Here is a 19,876-nt window from a genome sequence, read left to right as displayed (position 1 = left end):
TATACCTGATAAAGACTACGACACAAAGTCTCAATAGGATTAAATTCAGCCCTATTGACTACAAAACAACGTAATGTATCATATGGGTATTGATTTAGTATTCAAAAGAGAATTCATAATGAATGTCCGTATTTACTGCCGTGCATCTACTGAAAGCCAGCATGCTGATCGTGCATTGGTTAGTCTGCGCGAATTTGCACGAAGCAAAAACTGGCAGGTTGCCGGTGAGTACATTGACAATGCCAGCGGTGCAAAGCTGGAACGTGTGGAACTGATGCACTTACTTGCGGAAGCACAACCCGGCGATCTGCTTCTTATTGAAGCGATTGACCGTCTCAGTCGTCTTCAACATGAAGAATGGGCTGAACTCAAAGCTACGCTGAACAGTAAAGGACTGGTTATTGTATCAATGGATTTGCCAACAAGCTGGCAGATGGTTGAAATGTCCGGTAATGACCTAACCAGCGGTATTCTGCGAGCAGTCAATGCCATGCTGATCGATATCCTCGCGACAATGGCACGACAAGATTATGAAACCCGGCGTAAACGCCAGGCACAAGGGATCGCAAAAGCAAAACAGGCAGGTTTGTATACAGGGAAAGAAAAAGATATGGAAGCCCGTGAGACCGTTCGCGAAATGCTGGCACAAAACGTTAAACCAGCCCACATCATGAAAGCGGCAGATATAAGCCGTGCCACGTTTTACCGCATCAAGAAAGAGCTTTTGTGTTAAATACGGACTTGATAACAGTATTTGCTGCCCATATGTCCTGACTTGGAAACGCTCATATTATCATTAAGGATATCCCCCCATGGCAGATAACTCGTTCTTCAAAAGCATTGATGAAAAAATAGGCAGTCAAAAACAAGAGCAGATTAAAGAAAAAGAAACGTTAACCCAGGAACGAGAACTTTTATCAGACATTATTGACTCTCTCGTACCAGAGGTTGAAACATACAAAAATGGGCTGCTTGAAAGAGGAATCCACGCTGAAATTTCTTCATCTTCACGGCATCTAAGCTTCAATATGAAGTATAAAGACGGCGGGAAGCATGAACTTTTATTATCAGAAACTGAGCGATTTGATGGCCGCTATTCGATAACGACATTTTCTACAAACGATGATGGTCGTACTTTTAGTTCTACAAACGGTGCATCTTATAGTTCTACTACTTGGTCGAATGATAATTTCATTCAAGCTTTAGAAAGGCATATCAATAATTTCTTGTTCTATGCGAATCGTCATGGTGGTCTTTGAACAACGAACTTTGAATCACAAGCCTCGCTGAAGTGCGAGGTTTTATTTTATCCATCCCAAGGCACGATTTCGATAACTGCAACATACTTATCAACCAGCAACAATCAAATGTTTACCTGAATACAGTCCAAACCGCTAAAACAGCCTGTATGAAGCTGGAAGAGGCTTAAAGCTCTCAGATAATGGAATAGCCGTAATGACTTTAGAAACGCTTACAATGCGCTACAGGATTGATTCCTGATTCATCATGTTCAAACCGAGATCATCGTTCTGGTTCTTGATGAAAACCATCATAGAAACCATTCACGGAAATACGAGGCACGCAATGCCAAGGATTCGCAGGCGAAACCGAAGAATCTGATCGTGATAAGGGTATCAAGTCAAATATCCAAATCAGACTGATTGAAATTCATACCCTCCCTTAACTTCGCTTAGATCAACTAAAAAGACAAGATCGCGAGCGAAGCGAGTTCCGTCAAGCGAAGCGAAGACGGATAGTTTACAACTGGTTAAAAACCAATCCAAAAACTACATTTTTCTCTATATATAAAATATAATAATATAATTATGTAGTTCTATAGTTTAGTTGCTAACACTCACTACGTTCGTGTCCTTCGCTTCGCTCGGAATTTTGAAGTAATGTATACTTCTATAAGCAAATATCATTGATCTATCAAGCACCGGACCGAAGCAAAAAGTTAATCAGGTATTGGTTATGCTCTCAAACGCCCTGAGCGCGATTCTAAGCGTCGTTTATAACATGGGTAATGCAATCGTATAACTTGAAAAGAAAAACGCCCTACGGGCTTCCTGTGCGATATTTACGAATCCAGTGCTTTACGACTCAACTTTGATGTTGAATACAAGCGCGTTCCCTTCCCTGTTTGCGACTTCCCGCGTTCTTTTGCCAGGTAAGAAAGCCAAAATATCGGACCTTCGAGTGATGAAGGATCGTCAAGATGAATGACGTAGTGATCGCGATAGTCCTTCGTAGCTTTAGACAAGTTTACCAGCGTTGCTTCACCACCTGTCAGTTTCATCCAGATCTCAGTAATAATACCAGCGATCCCTCTTTCTGGCGTTCCAAACCATCTTACCAGACGATGTGGAAGCGCAATCCAGCAATGGTAATGTGGCTGTAATGCCTTTTCCTGCTCGCAAACCCAACCGTAAGCAAAATCGATGATAGGTTTCGATAAGCCGTTATTCCCAGACTCCAGGCGGGCACGTAATCGTTTGAACAGTTTGCGTATGTATTTGTTACCCGCTTCAACAGAAGTCAATGCAGGGAGGTGAAGATCAAAACGGGTAAGGAACACTCGACTGTAGCGCTTCTGGATTGCTTTCAGTTCGTTGATTGTTGACATAAGTATGTCATGGCGAACACCAGAACCGATTCTGGTGTTAATACGGTATTCGTGACCATCATGAACAAAGGAGTTGCCATTGATGGTTTTGTAACGACCGTGTTCATGGTAGACGTTACGAAAACAAGTGGTCGAAAAAATCGACGATTGGAACTGCATTTCAGATTGTTGCATCATTGTTAAATCAACCTTTTTGTATTCAGAAAGAGATCACACCTCCTATACAGTTACTACCTAAAACCACGGTAAAACGAGGGCATTTGCGATATCGCAAAGCCGCCTTGCATCTGACGTTGGGGATGTTTTCAAGGGGGGGAAATACTACGGAACAAAGTTTACGAATATATTTACTCAACCTTAAATCTTAGCAACATAAGAACAAGTTTCGCAATATAAATTTTTATTTGTACTGGGCAGCGTATAAGACTTTGCTCGTTGTCCTTCCAAATTCCTGGGGTGGAGTGGCTAAAACCACCGGACCAGTATGAGGTTATTGGCCCAATGAAACCAAAATGTTTGAACAACGAAGGCTAACCAATGCTCGCAGGAAGACAGAAACCTCTCTCCCACCACTTCATTTCCCCCTTTGAAACTATATTGTGACGTTGCTGGAAACTAACACTGGCGTATCCTGAAAGAGAAAGAAATATGTGACGAACCGCTTATTATGCCATAAGTCTGCAATAAGATCGCGCCTTGATGCTGAAGGGATAAAGTGAAAGCAAAAGGAAAAAAATGTGATTTAGTACACATCCGAATTCCTTGTTGCTCAGATTGCACATATAATGCGTGCCCAACACTACATAAATCTCAACCCACTAGCCTGCCTGGCACTGAATCTCGCATACATGAACATGAATATGAAATTAACAACGCTTTTCGCGGCGGCACTCGCAATAGTTGGTTTTTGTAACACCGCTTCTGCCGTCACGTACCCGCTGCCTACCGATGGCAGCCGTTTGATCGGCCAAAACCAGGTCATCACTATTCCTGAAGGCAACACCCAACCGCTGGAGTATTTTGCGGCGGAGTATCAGATGGGTCTGTCTAATATGCTGGAAGCCAACCCGGGCGTGGATACCTTCCTGCCGAAGGGCGGCACCGTCCTGAACATACCTCAGCAATTGATCCTGCCGGATACCGTGCATGAAGGTATTGTTATTAACAGCGCTGAAATGCGTCTGTACTACTACCCGAAAGGCACCAACACCGTTATTGTTCTGCCGATCGGTATTGGCCAGTTGGGCAAAGACACGCCAATCAACTGGACCACCAAAGTAGAACGTAAAAAAGCGGGCCCAACCTGGACGCCAACGGCAAAAATGCATGCGGAATACCGCGCTGCGGGCGAACCGCTGCCAGCCGTTGTTCCGGCAGGTCCGGATAACCCGATGGGCCTGTACGCGCTGTATATCGGTCGCCTGTGCGCCATCCACGGCACCAATGCTAACTTCGGCGTCGGCTTACGCGTCAGCCACGGTTGCGTGCGTCTGCGTAACGACGACATCAAATTCCTGTTTGAAAATGTGCCGGTCGGCACCCGCGTACAGTTTATCGATGAGCCGGTAAAAGCCACGACTGAACCAGACGGCAGCCGTTACATTGAGGTACACAACCCACTGTCTACCACTGAAGCACAGTTCGAAGGCGGGGAAATCGTACCGATTACGCTGAACAAGAGCATTACCAGCATCACCGGTCAGTCTGACGTCGATCAGGCCGTCGTTGAGCAGGCGGTACAGAACCGTTCAGGTATGCCGGTTCGTCTGAACTAAGCATCAAAACTGTCCCTTCGCCTTATCGGGCCTACTTAACCTGTAGGCCCGATAAGCGCCAGCCCCATCGGGCACAATCCTCACATCACCTGCAATAAACCATACCCTACCAGCGCCGCCCATATCAGCATCGGCACCGAATACCAATGAAAACGCCACCAGATCCGTCGATCGTTTGCCATCCGTAAAGCAATAAGATTCGCCAGCGATCCCGGCAACAACCCAAAACCGCCCACATTGACCGCCCAGGCCAGCAGCAGCGTTGGCGGGACGTAGTTCAGCAGCAAAATCGTGCTGGGAACATTACTGATAAACTGCGACAGGCCAATGGCCGTCAACCAAAGCCCCGGCGCTGAAAGCGTGCCAATCTGGTGGGTAATCTCCTGCAAGGCCGGGAGTTGCGTCAGCAAGTGCACATCAATGAACATCGCCATAAACACCAACAGCAGTGTCCAATCCACGCTGAGGATCACGCGGCGAGCCAGCACCATGAATCCTGCCGCAACGATCGCCAGGCCCCACAGCTCTTGTTTTAACTCCAGTGCCGCCAGGAAAATGATATACAGCCCCAGACAGCTCCACACCAGGCGCGGTTGCCAGTCAGGCGCGCGCGTACCGGTATGATAATGCAAAGCTTTATGCGGGAAACTGAACCAGCACAGCACCACCAGCGTCAGCATCATGGTCCCCGCAAGCGGCGCCATCTGCCAGGTAAACGCGGTAAACGATAAGCCGGAGCGTCCCCACATCAGAATGTTTTGCGGATTACCTATTGGCGTAAGCAACGATCCGGCGTTTACCGCCAGCGCCTCAAAGATAATCAGGCGATTTACAGGAATGGCACACAATTTTTTCAGGGTGATCGTCAGCGGAACAACAATAAACAGCGCAACATCGTTGGTCAGAAACGTCGACAGCAGCGCCGCCGCCAGCACCATAAATATCGCCAATTGACGTTCGGTGTTAAAGCGCCGGGTCATCTTGCGCCCTAACACATCGAAGTAACCGCTTAGCTCCACGCCTTTGGTCAGTAACATCAGGCCGCTAAGCGTAATAATCGTGTGCCAGTCTATCGCCCCCGGCCACGACCGTGGCGTAAATGGCACGAACAGGCTCAGTACAACCCCGACGATGATTAACAGCTGAAAAAAGCGATCGCGCTGTAAGGCGCGTAGTAAAGGAAAACTCATTCAGAGCCAGCACCTTGCTGTTGCGTAAACCGGCTAAAAGCCTCCAGCGTTTCCTTACTGACGTGATGCTCCATTCCCTCCGCGTCGCGACGGGCAATTTCCGGGCTGATACCTAACATCAGCAGGAAATTCTCCACAATCTGGTGACGCTCCCGACTCTCCTGAGCCAGTCGTTCACCTTCTGCGGTTAAAAACACGCCCCGCCAGGGGATCATTTCAATCAACCCAACTGAAGCAAGACGCTTAAGCATTTTAGCAACCGTCGGCTGGGAAACCCCAAGCCGTGCGGCCATATCGACCTGGCGCGCTTCACCCACCTCAATAATGAGATCGGAAATCAGCTCTACGTAGTCATCAATCAGCTCACGGCGATGTGCCTCCCGGACCTGACGAAATCCTTCAACGTGTTCTTCGACATTCACCAATTGCGTCACTTTTTTTGTTGTTGGCATACCTGCGCGACGACTCATTCTGCTTCCTCGTTACTGTGACGCGTTAACGGCATCTGATTAGAGAACGCTCATTGTAAACCAGAGTTGCGTGGGCACAAAAAATTAACGTTTTAGCAATAGCTATATAATATAGCCTGTGCTATATCTGTATATAATAAAGACATCCCTCAAGGACTGATGGGATCGTGAAGTCAGGAGGTTTATATGAATGAATTTAAGAGGTGTATACGCGTGTTTAGCCACTCTCCCTTTAAAGTACGGTTAATGCTGATCTCTATGCTGTGCGACATGATTAACAGCAAACCAGAGCAGGATAAACCTGCAGATAAATAATGCGGCGTCGCGGCACGCCGCTTCATTTTCCTGCCGTAACTCGGATACGGTGATCGTTTTCGTGCCAATAACCCTTCTTTTTGTCAGTTTTGCCACGCCCCTCGCAAAACAATTTCTTAGTAGTAGTTGACCTTCTCTTGCACACACTCTATCTTTTCGCAGCCCTGCATATATTGCGGCTCGCGGATGCGGACCCTATCCCCCTTCTCGCTCTCTCAGGCAGGCAATGACCCTTAGCGCCAGGGTAAGCACATGGCGTTTTTGTAACAGTGGCATATGAATTTAACCCTCAAAGATTCAATCATTGCTCGTAGCCGGGCGATTAGTCCGTGGACTGGCCTCTATTTCTTACAGTCTCTGCTGATCAACCTTGCGCTGGGCTATCCGCTTAGCCTGCTCTATAGCGTTGCTTTCACCTGTATATTGATGCTGCTGTGGCGCAGCGCGCCGCGTGCGCAGAAAGTGTTGATTGGCATTTGCTCGCTGATAGCGGCAATGTACTTCCCGTTTGGCCAGGCTTACGGTTCGCCGAACTTCAATACCTTACTGGCGCTGCACTCAACCAATATGGAAGAGTCTACTGAAATCCTCACCATCTTCCCCTGGTACAGTTATCTGGTTGGGGTGTTTATTTTCGCCCTCGGTGTTATCGCCGTACGCCGTAAAAAAGAGGTGCAGCAGCGTAGCTGGAACAAGTTCGACAGCATTTGTTTGCTGTTCAGCGTAGTCGCGTTCTTTGTAACCCCGGTGCAAAACCTGGCCTGGGGCGGCGTGTTCAAGCTGAAAGACACCGGCTATCCGGTTTTCCGCTTTGCCAAGGACGTTATCGTTAATAACAACGAAGTGCTCGACGAACAAGAGCGTATGGCGAAGCTGGCGAGCGTGAAAGACAGCTGGACGGTAACCGCCGTGAAGCCGAAGTATCATACCTACGTGGTGGTCATCGGCGAAAGCGCCCGCCGCGATGCGTTAGGCGCTTTTGGCGGCCACTGGGATAACACCCCGTTTGCCAGTTCCGTTAACGGCTACATCTTCGCGGATTACATCGCGGCAAGCGGTTCGACACAAAAATCACTCGGCCTGACGCTAAATCGGGTGGTCGACAATAAACCCCAGTTCCAGGATAACTTTGTCACTCTGGCTAACCGCGCGGGATTCCAGACGTGGTGGTTCTCCAATCAGGGACAGATTGGTGAATACGATACAGCAATCGCCAGCATTGCGAAGCGAGCTGATGAAGTTCAGTTCCTCAAAAGCGGTGATTTCGAAGCGGATAAAAATACCCGTGACGAAGCGTTGTTGAAGATGACCGCCCAGGTGCTGGCAACCGAGCGCACTCAGCCACAGCTTATCGTGCTGCATTTAATGGGCTCGCATCCGCAGGCCTGCGACCGTACGCAGGGTAAATACGAGACTTTCGTCCAGTCGAAAGAGACATCTTGCTATCTGTACACCATGACGCAGACGGATGACCTGCTGCGCCAGCTTTACGATCAGTTACGTAACAGCGGTAACAGCTTCTCGATGGTCTATTTCTCCGATCATGGCCTCGCGTTTAAAGAGCGGGGGAAAGAGGTGCAGTACCTGGCGCATGACGATCAGTTCCAGCAGAATTTCCAGGTACCATTTATGGTGCTGTCGAGCGATGATAAAGCGCACCGGGTGATTAAAGCCCGTCGCTCCGCCAATGATTTCCTCAGCTTTTTCTCGCAGTGGACGGGGATAAGCGCGAAGGAAATCACCAACAGCTATCGCTTTATTTCGGAGAAAAAGGCTGGCCCGGTGTACATCACCAACTTCAAATTGCAGAAGGTGGACTACAACCATCTGGGTACCGACATCTTTGAGACCAAATCTCGTTAATCTCTGAGTTGCGCACAAAAAAAATCCGCCCCGAGAGGCGGATTTTTTGTATCACCGAAGTGATTAGAAGCGGTAACCCACGCCAGCGATCCAGGTGCCAACGTCAACGCTACGAATACGGCTCTGCTCGTAGGAGAAGTCCAGAGCAACGTTTTCGATCGGGTTGAACTGCAGACCAGCACCGTAAGAGAAACCGTAGTCACTGGTGGTGTGGTTATCAGCCGGGGATGCTGCGTTCTGGAATTTACCGTAGCCAACACCCACTACACCGTAGATGCTTGCCCAGTCGCTCAGACGGTAAGCCGGGCCAGCAGTGATGCCGTAGTACTGGGTTTTGTTGTAGTCGCCAGACGCATCGGTACGATCTTTTTCAGTGTAAGTGAAGGAACCGATAACACCCAGCGGGTTGCTGTCCTGCTCGTAGCGATACTTCAGGTTAAAACCGTTCATTTTGTTCGCTGCGCCCTGAGCATCGCTCTGAGCGTAACCACCGGTAACGGTAGAAGTCGCAGCTACAGCAGTACCTGCGGAGAAAGCCAGAACAGCGGCCAGTGCTGAAAGACATGCAATTTTTTTCATAACCACCTCAAATGTGCTTCAAGTAAATCCTAAGTTTTAAATATACCAAAAATTGATGGGAAACTCTTTGCGATTCGCGATGTCTAACCGGGTCTTTCATGTAACAGAACGTTTCAGAAACCCGCTATCTCTTTCAATTAACATCACTTTTCTAACCAAAAATGCCATTATTGCGCGCACAATATGGCACATTCATCCAGAATATTCCTAATCACACAGATTATTAATCCATCACTTTCATGCCATTGTACGGAACTGAGCAATTTTTTTTCAACGAATACTCAACCAGCGGTGCGTATTTCCATTACACTCGCTGTTTTACTTTTCTATACATCACGTCATCCGTGTCGTAGCAAATTTGCAACGTCACGCAGATGAAGGCGTGTACTTATCATTTGACAGGAGAAAGGATGCCGGGGTCGTCACGTAAAGCGCCAGTCTGGTTGCCTATTTTGGTTTTGCTTATTGCTATGTCCTCCATTCAAAGCGGAGCATCTCTGGCAAAATCGCTATTCCCACTCGTCGGTGCGCCGGGCGTTACCGCATTGCGCCTTGCGCTGGGCACCCTCATCCTTATTGCCTTCTTTAAACCCTGGCGTTTGCGATTCGCCAAAGAACAACGCCTGCCGCTGCTGTTTTATGGTCTGTCTCTGGGTGGAATGAACTATCTCTTCTACCTGTCAATCCAGACCGTCCCGCTGGGAATTGCCGTAGCGCTGGAGTTCACCGGCCCGCTCGCGGTAGCGCTGTTTTCATCCCGACGTCCGGTGGATTTCATTTGGGTTGCACTGGCTGTACTCGGGCTTTGGTTCCTGCTGCCGTTAGGTCAGGACGTTTCTCACGTGGATTTAACCGGTGCTGCGTTGGCGCTGGGCGCTGGCGCCTGCTGGGCAATCTATATTCTTACCGGGCAGCGAGCCGGCGCGGAACATGGTCCGGCGACCGTTGCGGTAGGGTCATTAATTGCGGCGCTGATTTTTGTACCCATCGGCGCACTCCAGGCTGGGGATGCCTTGTGGCACTGGTCCATTCTGCCGTTAGGCCTGGCCATTGCGGTCCTCTCCACTGCGCTTCCCTACTCACTGGAGATGATTGCGTTGACGCGGCTGCCAACACGCACTTTTGGTACTCTGATGAGTATGGAACCTGCACTGGCTGCGGTTTCAGGAATGATCTTCCTCGGTGAAACGCTGACGCTTGTCCAGACGCTCGCTCTGGGCGCCATTATTGTCGCATCAATGGGTTCGACGCTCACTATTCGCAAAGAGCCACAAATTAAGCAAGTCGATGTGAATTAACCACTTAATATTCTGCATGGTTTGCATAATCATGCAGAATATCCAATTGTAAATCTGCGTGATAATTATTCTAATAAATATAATTTTCTCATCTGCATATTTCTTGAAATTTTTACATTAACATAAAAATAACACACCTCCATTAATAACTAATATATCCATATGATTTTATTAATTATTTCATACCCACTCCTCTCTTCGCTATTAAAGTGATAGGTAACACCAGAAAAATAAATCCAAAATTCACGCTATACTTATTCCCGTTGAAGAGCTGGGACATAATTATCAAGAGGATATGAAAATATGAGTACCGCAAAACTGGTAAAAACAAAAGCATCTGCCCTCCTTTATACCCGCAACGATGTAACAGATAGCGAAAAGAAAGCGACCGTAGAGCTGCTGAATCAGCAAGTGATCCAGTTCATCGACCTGTCTTTGATCACCAAACAGGCTCACTGGAACATGCGCGGCGCGAACTTCATTGCTGTGCATGAAATGCTCGATGGCTTCCGTACTGCCCTGACCGACCACCTCGATACCATGGCTGAGCGCGCCGTACAGTTAGGCGGTGTGGCATTGGGTACCACCCAGGTTATTAACAGCAAAACGCCTCTGAAAAGCTATCCGCTGGATATCCATAGCGTACAGGACCACTTAAAAGAGCTGGCCGATCGTTATGCCGTCGTCGCTAACAGCGTCCGTAAAGCCATTAGCGAAGCAAAAGACGAAGATACAGCAGATATCTTCACCGCCGCTTCACGCGACCTCGACAAATTCCTGTGGTTTATCGAAGCCAACATTGAATAACAGCAGACATAAGAATTACCTATATAACCCTCGCCCTGGCGGGGGTTTTGCACATCTATGGTGCATGACATTGATCGTTCGTCACTCCAAAGTAAATTATTTGTAATAATCACTTCACACAATCGTTAACGAAAGATTGTTTTATCAACAATTTTTACGCTAAATAGTCATACCGTTTGCACTGTGTCAGGTACGCACCAAATGTGTGCCCCAAAACAGTGCAGATTACCCGCTTTGCCCTACTTATTGTGCAGAGAAACGAGACTCCCTCTTGTTAAAACAATGAGTTGCAAAACTGGCACGATTTTTTCATTAAGCCATATGTTCTCGCAGGGGATAGCCCCGTGGATATAAAAGGAAATCCTATGAAGTCTGTATTAAAAGTCTCACTGGCTGCACTTACCCTGGCTTTTGCGGTGTCCTCCCATGCCGCAGATAAGAAACTGGTTGTCGCAACCGACACCGCGTTTGTACCGTTCGAATTCAAACAGGGTGACAAATACGTTGGTTTTGATGTGGATCTGTGGGCTGCCGTGGCCAAAGAACTGAAACTGGATTATGAACTGAAACCAATGGATTTCAGCGGCATCATCCCGGCTCTGCAAACCAAGAATATCGACCTGGCGCTGGCGGGTATCACCATCACTGATGAGCGTAAAAAAGCGATCGACTTCTCTGACGGCTACTACAAAAGCGGTCTGTTAGTGATGGTCAAAGCGAATAATAACGACGTGAAAAGCGTGAAAGATCTGGATGGTAAAGTCGTCGCTGTGAAGAGCGGCACGGGTTCCGTTGATTACGCGAAAGCTAACATCAAAACCAAAGATCTGCGTCAGTTCCCGAATATCGATAACGCATATATGGAACTGGGCACCAACCGCGCAGACGCCGTGCTGCACGACACGCCAAACATTCTTTACTTCATCAAAACCGCTGGTAACGGTCAGTTCAAAGCTGTAGGCGAATCCCTGGAAGCCCAGCAGTACGGTATCGCCTTCCCGAAAGGCAGCGATGAACTGCGCGAGAAAGTGAACGGCGCGCTGAAAACGCTGAAAGAGAACGGCACATACAACGAAATCTACAAAAAATGGTTCGGTACCGAACCTAAATAACAAGAACGTTCTGTAACGCCCGGTAGCGCCAGCGCCGCCGGGCCTGCAATTTTGAGTCATCGCGTTATGGCTCATTACTTTTCTCACCACGGTAACAGGAACGAAATATGCAGTTTGACTGGAGTGCCATCTGGCCCGCCATCCCGCTTTTGATTGAAGGCGCCAAAATGACCCTGTGGATCTCGGTCCTCGGTCTGGCAGGCGGTCTGATAATCGGGCTTGCAGCAGGGTTTGCGCGTACTTTCGGCGGTTGGATAGCCAACCACGTAGCGCTGGTGTTTATCGAAGTCATTCGCGGTACGCCAATCGTTGTGCAGGTGATGTTTATTTACTTTGCCCTGCCAATGGCATTTAACGATTTACGCATTGATCCCTTTAGCGCCGCCGTTGTCACCATCATGATCAACTCCGGCGCCTATATTGCGGAAATCACCCGCGGCGCGGTGCTCTCAATCCATAAAGGATTCAGCGAAGCCGGACTGGCGCTTGGGCTTTCACGTACAGAGACTATCCGCCACGTTATTTTACCTCTCGCGCTGCGTCGTATGCTCCCACCGCTGGGCAACCAGTGGATCATCAGCATTAAAGATACCTCGCTGTTTATTGTCATTGGCGTCGCTGAACTGACCCGTCAGGGCCAGGAAATCATTGCCGGTAACTTCCGCGCACTGGAAATCTGGAGCGCCGTTGCGGTGTTCTATCTGATCATTACGCTGGTGCTGAGCTTCATTCTGCGTCGTCTGGAAAGAAGGATGAAAATCCTGTGATTGAATTTAAAAACGTTTCTAAGCACTTTGGCCCAACCCAGGTGCTGCACAATATTGACCTGAACATTCAGCAGGGCGAAGTGGTGGTAATTATCGGGCCATCCGGGTCCGGCAAATCAACCCTGCTGCGCTGCATTAACAAACTGGAAGAGATAACCTCTGGCGATCTGATCGTCGACGGTCTGAAGGTAAACGATCCAAAGGTAGACGAGCGGTTAATCCGCCAGGAAGCCGGGATGGTGTTTCAGCAGTTCTACCTGTTCCCGCATCTGACGGCGCTGGAAAACGTCATGTTCGGACCGCAGCGCGTACGCGGGGCGAATAAAGAACAGGCCGAGAAACTGGCTAAAGAGCTGCTGGCGAAAGTAGGTCTGGCCGAGCGTGCGCATCACTACCCTTCTGAGCTGTCTGGCGGTCAACAGCAGCGTGTGGCGATCGCCCGTGCGCTGGCGGTGAAGCCGAAAATGATGCTGTTTGATGAGCCAACCTCAGCGCTGGACCCGGAACTGCGCCACGAAGTTCTGAAAGTTATGCAGGATCTGGCGGAGGAAGGGATGACCATGGTGATTGTGACCCACGAAATCGGCTTTGCCGAAAAAGTGGCTTCACGCCTGATTTTCATTGATAAGGGACGTATTGCCGAAGACGGTAATCCGCAGGCCCTGATTGAAAATCCGCCCAGCCAACGTTTACAGGAATTCTTGCAGCACGTTTCCTGATAGCTCTCCCTCCCTTCGCCTGAAGGGAGGTTTTTCACCAGAATCCTCTCATTTCATTTCTCCCCCGCCCTGACATCTATACTTATCCTTTTGAATTTATTTTCTCATGGGAGGAGTCATGCGCTGGATCCTGTTCATCTTTGTTTGTCTGGTGAGTCTCCCGACTCAGGCGGTGACGATACCTGGCGTCACTACGCCAACGTCAACCAACGCGCAAACCGCGCCGGCGAAAGAGCCGGATGTTGAACAGAAGAAAGCGGCCTACGGCGCACTGGCTGATGTGCTGGAAAATGACGCCTCGCGCCAGGAACTGATCGGTCAGTTACGCAAAGTGGCGACAGCGCCCCCTGCCGAGCCGGTGCCAACCATTGTTCCGCCCACGTTAACGGAAGAAAAAACGGTGCTGGAAAACGTCACGGATGTCACCCGCCACTACGGTGAGGCGCTCTCCAGCCGCTTTGCTCAGCTTTACCGCAATATTACCGATGCACCACACAAGACATTTAACCCGCAAACGTTCACCAATGCCCTGACCCATTTTTTAATGCTGGCGGCGTCAGTGTTCGGTTTTTTCTGGCTGCTTCGCCTGTGCGCGCTGCCGCTGTATCGCAAAATGGGGCAATGGGCACGACGGAAAAACCGCGAACGCAGCAACTGGCTCCAGCTTCCGGCGATGATCGTCGGCGCATTCATTATCGATTTGCTTCTGCTGGCGCTGACTTTGTTTGTCGGGCAGATACTGAGCGACAGAATGAACGCCGGTAGCCGCACTATCGCCTTTCAGCAAAGTCTGTTTCTCAATGCCTTTGCGCTGATTGAGTTCTTCAAAGCCATTCTGCGCCTGATATTTTGCCCAACGGTGGCCGAACTGCGCCCGTTTAACATTCAGGATGCCGGTGCGCGCTACTGGAATCGCCGTTTAAGTTCATTGAGCAGCCTGATTGGATACGGACTTATCGTTGCCGTGCCCATTATCTCGAATCAGGTCAACGTGCAGGTCGGTGCGATGGCAAACGTCATCATCATGCTGTGTATCACGCTATGGGCGCTGTACCTGATTTTCAGAAACAAGAAAGAGATAACGCAGCATTTGCTGAATCTGGCGGAAAGATCATTAGCGTTTTTCAGCCTGTTTATCCGCGCCTTTGCACTGGTATGGCATTGGCTGGCCAGCGCCTACTTCATTGTGCTGTTTTTCTTCTCGCTGTTTGATCCGGGCAACAGCCTGAAATTCATGATGGGCGCTACGCTGCGCAGTCTGGTGATCATTGGGATCGCCGCTTTTGTTTCCGGTATGCTTTCCCGCTGGATAGCCAAGACCATTACCCTTTCGCCACACACCCAGCGCAGCTATCCGGAATTACAAAAACGGTTGAATGGCTGGCTGTCGACGGCGTTAAGCGTGGCCAGGATCCTGACGGTGTGCGTCGCGGTAATGCTGCTACTGAATGCCTGGGGATTGTTCGACTTCTGGAACTGGCTGCATTACGGCGCAGGAGAAAAAACGGTGGATATCCTGATCCGTATCGCGCTGATTTTATTCTTCTCCGCCATCGGCTGGACGATCCTTGCCAGCCTGATTGAAAATCGTCTGGCTTCCGATATTCACGGCCGCCCGCTCCCCAGCGCCCGTACCCGCACCCTGCTGACGCTGTTTCGCAACGCGCTGGCGGTGATCATCAGCACGATCACCATCATGATTGTGCTATCCGAAATTGGCGTCAATATCGCGCCCTTACTGGCCGGGGCCGGGGCGCTGGGGCTGGCTATCTCTTTCGGCTCGCAAACGCTGGTAAAAGATATTATTACCGGGATCTTTATTCAGTTCGAAAATGGCATGAACACAGGTGACCTGGTGACTATCGGTCCACTCACCGGTACGGTTGAACGGATGTCCATCCGCTCTGTGGGCGTACGTCAGGACACCGGGGCGTACCATATCATTCCTTGGTCATCGATAACGACCTTCGCCAACTTTGTGCGCGGGATTGGATCGGTCGTCGCCAATTACGACGTAGACCGCCATGAGGATGCGGATAAAGCGAATCAGGCGTTGAAAGACGCTGTGGCTGCAGTGATGGAACAGGACGATATTCGCGGGCTGATTATTGGCGAGCCGTCGTTTGCCGGGATTGTGGGGTTAACCAATACGGCCTTCACGCTACGGGTCTCATTTACCACATTACCGCTGAAACAGTGGACGGTACGTTTCGCGCTCGACAGCCAGGTGAAAAAATACTTCGATCTGGCCAACGTACGCGCGCCGGTACAGACCTATCAGGTCTTGCCTGCACCGGTGAATGGCCCTGCGTCGGCAGCAAGCGAACCGCTGCCGCCAACCGAGCCAACGCTTTAGCGTTTACGCGCCATAAAACGGCGACGCTGATCGTTATCCATAAAGGTCCAGGCAATAAAGCGACTCTGCTTTTGCCCCTGGGACATCTCTTTCTTAACCACTTTCACCGCGCCCGCATCCGTTAACGCGTGGTACAGCGGAGGCAAATTCTCACCGCGCGAAACCAGCGTGGTGAACCACATCACCTGACGGCCAAAGGCCTGGCTTTCGGCGATCATTTTTTTGATGAATGCCACTTCACCGCCTTCACACCACAGCTCCTGCTGCTGCCCGCCAAAGTTCAGCGCATCATCTTTATCCTGCCCCAGATTACGACGTTTGCGCTCGCTTCCGGCGCGGGCTGAAGCCGCAGAATCATGGAACGGCGGGTTACACAATGTGGCTTCATATTGCTCATTCTTGTGAATGATACCGTTGAAGATTGCCGTAGCATCTTTCTGGCGACGCAGACGAATAGCACGAGTTAACCCCGGATTGGCATTTACGATCGCCTGAGCGCTGTTAAACGCTTCGCTACTGGTCTCACTACCGGTGAATCGCCAGCCATATTCATGCACGCCGATCAACGGATAAATACAGTTTGCCCCAACTCCCACGTCCAGCACGCTCGCATTTGCCGGAATGGTTCCGCTGGTTTCACCTAACAGGTCGGCCAGATGGTGAATGTAGTCAGCGCGACCAGGAACCGGCGGGCACAGAAAACCGTCTGGAATATCCCAGTTTTTCACCGCATAAAAATGCGCCAGCAGTGCTTTATTGAGCGCCTTCACTGCCTGCGGATTCGCGAAATCAACACTCTGCTCGCCGCCTGGCGTGAGGGTGAGAAATTGCGTCAACTCGGGTGTAACCTGGCATAAAGTCGCAAGATCATAACGGCCATTGTGGCGGTTGCGTGGGTGTAATCCCGGTTTCTGGGGGGACATAGCATTCTCCTTTTAACAGCGGCGTAAGATACCCGCATAACGCCACGCGGTAAACACACAGCAAGGAAATTTGCTTTTTTTATACCTATTTGATGGCTTGCTGATTGTTCAAAAAACAGACATCTCATCACCAGTTTTTTGCGGTAAATGTTATCCACTGACGGCCTAAACTTATCAGGCACGACCTGTTGTTTCTCAGAGGATATCACCATGAAGAAATGCCTCGCATTCCTTGCCGCTACCGTACTGACCGGCATGACATTTGCGTCCTTTGCTGCACAGCCCTACACCAGCCCTCAAACCGGCCAGCTACAAGCTTCCGGTACTGTTTTCGCTACCGGAGCCTCTAACCTGAGCGATCTCGAAGACAAGCTGGCAGAGAAAGCGAAAGAGCAAGGCGCAAAAGGCTTTGTCGTCAATTCTGCGGGCGGTAAAAACCAGATGTACGGCAGCGCAACTATCTATAAGTAGTCCCTCACCTTAGCCCAACTGCATTCACCCCGAATGCAGTTTGCTACCTACTGTTCACGTCGTTCACCGCTCAAATTGTAATCATCGTGTAGCAATTTTGAATCCAATGTAAATAAATGTATTTATTTTTGAATTAATGAATGCTAAAACGTCGCACTGATTAGTAATACTTATCAAAATCATTATCAATTACACATTCACTCCCGCGAGGCCTGCAGGGTATAACATCCACAGAGATGTCCCTTCGCGCGAGTGAAACCGTCTACTCAAAAAATAATAAGTCACTCACTAACATGGATAAAAATCGCAATTTGCCTGCCAGTAGTTTTCATTCACTGACTTTTTTTGCCGGTCTGTGTATTGGCCTGTCTCCGGTAGCTCAGGCTGTCGCCGCGGGCGATCAAGATAAAAAACAAGAAGATACGCTGGTTGTTGAAGCGGCCAAACCTTCTCTATACGCCCCAACGCAGTCTGCCGACCCTAAGTTCTCCCGCCCGGTAGCGGATACAACCCGCACCATGACAGTGATTTCTGAGCAGGTGATTAAGGATCAAGGCGCAACCAATCTGACCGATGCGCTGAAAAACGTACCGGGCGTTGGCGCGTTTTTCGCCGGTGAGAACGGCAACTCCACTACCGGTGACGCGGTATACATGCGTGGTGCGGATACCTCGAACAGTATTTATATCGACGGTATCCGTGATATTGGCAGCGTTACGCGCGACACTTTCAATACCGAACAGGTTGAAGTGATCAAAGGCCCCTCCGGCACCGACTATGGCCGTAGCGCGCCAACGGGCTCCATCAATATGATCAGCAAACAGCCGCGCACTGACTCAGGGATCGATGCCTCGGCCAGCGTCGGTAGCGCCTGGTTCCGCCGTGGTACGCTGGACATTAACCAGGTCATCGGTGAGACCACCGCTGCACGGTTAAACCTGATGGGTGAAAAAACGCATGATGCCGGTCGCGATAACGTTAAGAATGAACGTTATGGTGTGGCCCCCTCGCTCGCCTTTGGCTTAGGCACTGAGAACCGACTGTATCTGAACTATCTGCATGTCACCCAGCACAACACCCCGGATGGCGGTGTCCCCACCATCGGTCTGCCGGGATATTCCGCGCCTTCCGCGGGGACTGCTGCACTGAATCAGTCAGGAAAAGTGGATACGCATAACTTCTACGGTACCAACTCGGATTACGACGATTCAACGACCGATACTGCAACGATGCGTTTTGAACATGACCTGAACGACAGCACCACTATTCGCAACACCACCCGCTGGTCACGCATTAAGCAGGATTATCTGATGACGGCGGTGATGGGCGGCGCGACTAACATCACCCAACCCTCCAGCAGCGTCGACACCTGGACCTGGTCACGCCTGGCAAATACCAAAGATGTCAGCAATAAGATCCTGACCAACCAAACCAACCTGACCTCAAAATTTTACACCGGATCCATCGGTCACGACATCAGCACCGGCGTGGAGCTAACGCGTGAAACGCAAACCAACTATGGTGTAAACCCGATCACTCCGCCGTCGGTAAATATCTATCACCCCAACAGCAATGTGAATATCGGCGGATTGTCTCGTAACGGCGCTAATGCTAACGGGCAAACCGATACCTTCGGTGTATACGCGTTTGATACGCTACAGATTACCCGTGAGTTTGAACTAAACGGTGGTATTCGCCTCGACAATTACCGCACGGAATATGACAGCGCCACCGCTTGCGGCGCTTCTGGTCGCGGCGCGGTCGCGTGTCCGACAGGCGTGGCGAAAGGTTCTCCGGTCACCACCGTGGATACTGCCAAATCAGGCAATCTGGTGAACTGGAAAGCGGGCGCGCTGTATCACCTGACCGATAACGGTAACGTTTACATTAACTACGCCGTTTCTCAGCAACCGCCGGGCGGCAGCAACTTTGCCCTCGCTCAGGGCGGAAGCGGTAACAGTGCGAACCGTACCGATTTCAAACCGCAGAAAGCGAAAACCAGCGAGATCGGCACCAAATGGGAGGTGCTGGATAAGCGCCTGCTGTTAACTGCCGCGATTTTCCGTACGGATATTGAGAACGAAGTTGAGCAGAACGACGACGGCACATATTCCCAGTACGGGGAGAAGCGCGTTGAAGGTTACGAACTCTCGGTAGCAGGGAACATCACTCCCGCATGGCAGGTTATTGGGGGTTACACCCAGCAGCGCGCGACGATCCACAGCGGCAAAAACGTTGCTCAGGATGGTTCTTCATCCCTGCCGTACACGCCAGAACATGCGTTCACGCTGTGGAACCAGTATCAGGCTACCGATGATATCTCTGTTGGCGCAGGCGCTCGCTACGTGGGCAGTATGCATCGCGGTTCCGACGGGGCCGTGGGTACGCCATCCTACACCGAAGGTTACTGGGTCGCCGACGCGAAACTGGGTTATCGCGTGAATCGCAATCTCGATTTCCAGTTGAACGTCTATAACCTGTTCGACACCAATTATGTATCCTCCATTAACAAGAGCGGATACCGTTACCATCCGGGCGAGCCAAGAACCTTCCTGCTCACGGCAAATATGCATTTCTGATCTTTTACGTGGGGCGTAAGCCCCAC

General features: G+C 50.1%; 18 protein-coding genes. 13 read left to right on the top strand and 5 right to left on the bottom strand.

Annotation, left to right across the window (positions count from 1 at the left end; genetic code table 11):
- The first annotated feature begins 118 nt into the window (after positions 1–118).
- Together OGV38_RS13825 and OGV38_RS13820 are read left to right on the top strand one after the other, a co-directional pair.
- The gene (locus OGV38_RS13825) at positions 119–733 is read left to right on the top strand and encodes a recombinase family protein (protein WP_182383414.1); all 615 of its coding nucleotides are present in this window, start codon (positions 119–121) and stop codon (positions 731–733) included.
- A gap of 79 nt (positions 734–812) precedes the next feature.
- On the top strand, positions 813–1,259 hold the full coding sequence (locus tag OGV38_RS13820) for a hypothetical protein (protein WP_275262823.1): 447 nt from the start codon (positions 813–815) through the stop codon (positions 1,257–1,259).
- An 821-nt stretch (positions 1,260–2,080) separates the two neighbouring features.
- On the opposite strand, the gene OGV38_RS13815 is transcribed toward OGV38_RS13820, so the two are convergent.
- Positions 2,081–2,803 (bottom strand): YagK/YfjJ domain-containing protein, encoded by a 723-nt coding sequence (locus tag OGV38_RS13815; protein WP_130714850.1) that lies wholly within the window; start codon positions 2,801–2,803, stop codon positions 2,081–2,083.
- A gap of 677 nt (positions 2,804–3,480) precedes the next feature.
- On the opposite strand from OGV38_RS13815, the gene ldtB reads away from it, so the two are divergent.
- Entirely contained in the window at positions 3,481–4,401 is a 921-nt protein-coding gene (gene ldtB, locus OGV38_RS13810) for a L,D-transpeptidase (RefSeq protein ID WP_286473558.1), read from the top strand.
- A gap of 80 nt (positions 4,402–4,481) precedes the next feature.
- Here the strand turns inward: ldtB and OGV38_RS13805 are convergent, their stop codons facing one another.
- Together OGV38_RS13805 and mntR are read right to left on the bottom strand one after the other, a co-directional pair.
- Positions 4,482–5,591, bottom strand: coding sequence for an anion transporter (locus OGV38_RS13805; protein WP_016152375.1), 1,110 nt, complete (start codon positions 5,589–5,591; stop codon positions 4,482–4,484).
- Positions 5,588–6,061, bottom strand: a complete 474-nt coding sequence (mntR, locus tag OGV38_RS13800) for a manganese-binding transcriptional regulator MntR (RefSeq protein WP_016156071.1) — start codon at positions 6,059–6,061, stop codon at positions 5,588–5,590. Before mntR ends, OGV38_RS13805 begins: the two co-directional genes overlap by 4 nt.
- A 186-nt stretch (positions 6,062–6,247) precedes the next feature.
- On the opposite strand from mntR, the gene mntS reads away from it, so the two are divergent.
- Together mntS and OGV38_RS13790 are read left to right on the top strand one after the other, a co-directional pair.
- A complete protein-coding gene (gene mntS, locus OGV38_RS13795) occupies positions 6,248–6,376 on the top strand; it encodes a manganase accumulation protein MntS (RefSeq protein ID WP_016152374.1) in 129 nt (42 codons plus the stop codon).
- 276 nt (positions 6,377–6,652) lie between these two features.
- Complete coding sequence (locus OGV38_RS13790) at positions 6,653–8,239, top strand: phosphoethanolamine transferase (RefSeq protein WP_047359432.1); 1,587 nt, start codon at positions 6,653–6,655, stop codon at positions 8,237–8,239.
- Positions 8,240–8,302: 63 nt separating this feature from the next.
- On the opposite strand, the gene ompX is transcribed toward OGV38_RS13790, so the two are convergent.
- Positions 8,303–8,818, bottom strand: a complete 516-nt coding sequence (gene ompX, locus OGV38_RS13785) for an outer membrane protein OmpX (protein ID WP_286473555.1) — start codon at positions 8,816–8,818, stop codon at positions 8,303–8,305.
- Between the two features lie 410 nt (positions 8,819–9,228).
- Here ompX and rhtA point away from each other — a divergent pair, with 410 nt between their 5' ends.
- From rhtA to ybiO, 6 genes are all read left to right on the top strand, one after another.
- A complete protein-coding gene (gene rhtA / locus OGV38_RS13780) occupies positions 9,229–10,116 on the top strand; it encodes a threonine/homoserine exporter RhtA (RefSeq protein WP_016156069.1) in 888 nt (295 codons plus the stop codon).
- Between the two features lie 303 nt (positions 10,117–10,419).
- On the top strand, positions 10,420–10,923 hold the full coding sequence (gene dps / locus OGV38_RS13775; RefSeq protein WP_006685362.1) for a DNA starvation/stationary phase protection protein Dps: 504 nt from the start codon (positions 10,420–10,422) through the stop codon (positions 10,921–10,923).
- 365 nt (positions 10,924–11,288) lie between these two features.
- Positions 11,289–12,035 carry a glutamine ABC transporter substrate-binding protein GlnH gene (gene glnH, locus OGV38_RS13770; RefSeq protein WP_016152370.1) on the top strand — a complete coding sequence of 249 codons (747 nt, stop codon included), beginning with the start codon at positions 11,289–11,291 and terminating at the stop codon, positions 12,033–12,035.
- Positions 12,036–12,142: 107 nt separating this feature from the next.
- On the top strand, positions 12,143–12,802 hold the full coding sequence (gene glnP, locus OGV38_RS13765) for a glutamine ABC transporter permease GlnP (protein WP_003035248.1): 660 nt from the start codon (positions 12,143–12,145) through the stop codon (positions 12,800–12,802).
- Positions 12,799–13,521, top strand: a complete 723-nt coding sequence (gene glnQ / locus OGV38_RS13760) for a glutamine ABC transporter ATP-binding protein GlnQ (protein WP_003035246.1) — start codon at positions 12,799–12,801, stop codon at positions 13,519–13,521. The genes glnP and glnQ overlap by 4 nt, the downstream gene beginning before the upstream one ends.
- 118 nt (positions 13,522–13,639) lie before the next feature.
- Positions 13,640–15,877: a mechanosensitive channel protein gene (ybiO, locus tag OGV38_RS13755; protein ID WP_046274641.1), complete on the top strand. Its 2,238-nt coding sequence runs from the start codon at positions 13,640–13,642 to the stop codon at positions 15,875–15,877.
- On the opposite strand, the gene rlmF is transcribed toward ybiO, so the two are convergent.
- Positions 15,874–16,800, bottom strand: a complete 927-nt coding sequence (gene rlmF, locus OGV38_RS13750) for a 23S rRNA (adenine(1618)-N(6))-methyltransferase RlmF (RefSeq protein WP_286473553.1) — start codon at positions 16,798–16,800, stop codon at positions 15,874–15,876. The genes ybiO and rlmF overlap by 4 nt on opposite strands.
- 210 nt (positions 16,801–17,010) lie before the next feature.
- Here rlmF and mcbA point away from each other — a divergent pair, with 210 nt between their 5' ends.
- Together mcbA and OGV38_RS13740 are read left to right on the top strand one after the other, a co-directional pair.
- On the top strand, positions 17,011–17,271 hold the full coding sequence (gene mcbA / locus OGV38_RS13745; RefSeq protein WP_149381110.1) for a DUF1471 family periplasmic protein McbA: 261 nt from the start codon (positions 17,011–17,013) through the stop codon (positions 17,269–17,271).
- Positions 17,272–17,564: 293 nt separating this feature from the next.
- Positions 17,565–19,850 (top strand): catecholate siderophore receptor Fiu, encoded by a 2,286-nt coding sequence (locus OGV38_RS13740; RefSeq protein ID WP_286473546.1) that lies wholly within the window; start codon positions 17,565–17,567, stop codon positions 19,848–19,850.
- The last annotated feature ends 26 nt before the right edge of the window (positions 19,851–19,876 follow it).

The sequence above is a fragment of the Citrobacter sp. Cb080 genome (assembly GCF_030334745.1).
Taxonomy (GTDB): Bacteria; Pseudomonadota; Gammaproteobacteria; order Enterobacterales; family Enterobacteriaceae; genus Citrobacter; species Citrobacter braakii.
Note: the sequence above shows the minus strand (reverse complement) of the source record. Positions and strands in the feature narration are given on the sequence as shown.

Coding starts and splice junctions, on each gene's coding strand:
- OGV38_RS13825 (WP_182383414.1), top strand. CDS start 119: ATGAATGTCCGTATTTACTGCCGTGCATCTACTGAAAGCCAGCATGCT.
- OGV38_RS13820 (WP_275262823.1), top strand. CDS start 813: ATGGCAGATAACTCGTTCTTCAAAAGCATTGATGAAAAAATAGGCAGT.
- OGV38_RS13815 (WP_130714850.1), bottom strand. CDS start 2,803: ATGATGCAACAATCTGAAATGCAGTTCCAATCGTCGATTTTTTCGACC.
- ldtB (WP_286473558.1), top strand. CDS start 3,481: ATGAATATGAAATTAACAACGCTTTTCGCGGCGGCACTCGCAATAGTT.
- OGV38_RS13805 (WP_016152375.1), bottom strand. CDS start 5,591: ATGAGTTTTCCTTTACTACGCGCCTTACAGCGCGATCGCTTTTTTCAG.
- mntR (WP_016156071.1), bottom strand. CDS start 6,061: ATGAGTCGTCGCGCAGGTATGCCAACAACAAAAAAAGTGACGCAATTG.
- mntS (WP_016152374.1), top strand. CDS start 6,248: ATGAATGAATTTAAGAGGTGTATACGCGTGTTTAGCCACTCTCCCTTT.
- OGV38_RS13790 (WP_047359432.1), top strand. CDS start 6,653: ATGAATTTAACCCTCAAAGATTCAATCATTGCTCGTAGCCGGGCGATT.
- ompX (WP_286473555.1), bottom strand. CDS start 8,818: ATGAAAAAAATTGCATGTCTTTCAGCACTGGCCGCTGTTCTGGCTTTC.
- rhtA (WP_016156069.1), top strand. CDS start 9,229: ATGCCGGGGTCGTCACGTAAAGCGCCAGTCTGGTTGCCTATTTTGGTT.
- dps (WP_006685362.1), top strand. CDS start 10,420: ATGAGTACCGCAAAACTGGTAAAAACAAAAGCATCTGCCCTCCTTTAT.
- glnH (WP_016152370.1), top strand. CDS start 11,289: ATGAAGTCTGTATTAAAAGTCTCACTGGCTGCACTTACCCTGGCTTTT.
- glnP (WP_003035248.1), top strand. CDS start 12,143: ATGCAGTTTGACTGGAGTGCCATCTGGCCCGCCATCCCGCTTTTGATT.
- ybiO (WP_046274641.1), top strand. CDS start 13,640: ATGCGCTGGATCCTGTTCATCTTTGTTTGTCTGGTGAGTCTCCCGACT.
- rlmF (WP_286473553.1), bottom strand. CDS start 16,800: ATGTCCCCCCAGAAACCGGGATTACACCCACGCAACCGCCACAATGGC.
- mcbA (WP_149381110.1), top strand. CDS start 17,011: ATGAAGAAATGCCTCGCATTCCTTGCCGCTACCGTACTGACCGGCATG.
- OGV38_RS13740 (WP_286473546.1), top strand. CDS start 17,565: ATGGATAAAAATCGCAATTTGCCTGCCAGTAGTTTTCATTCACTGACT.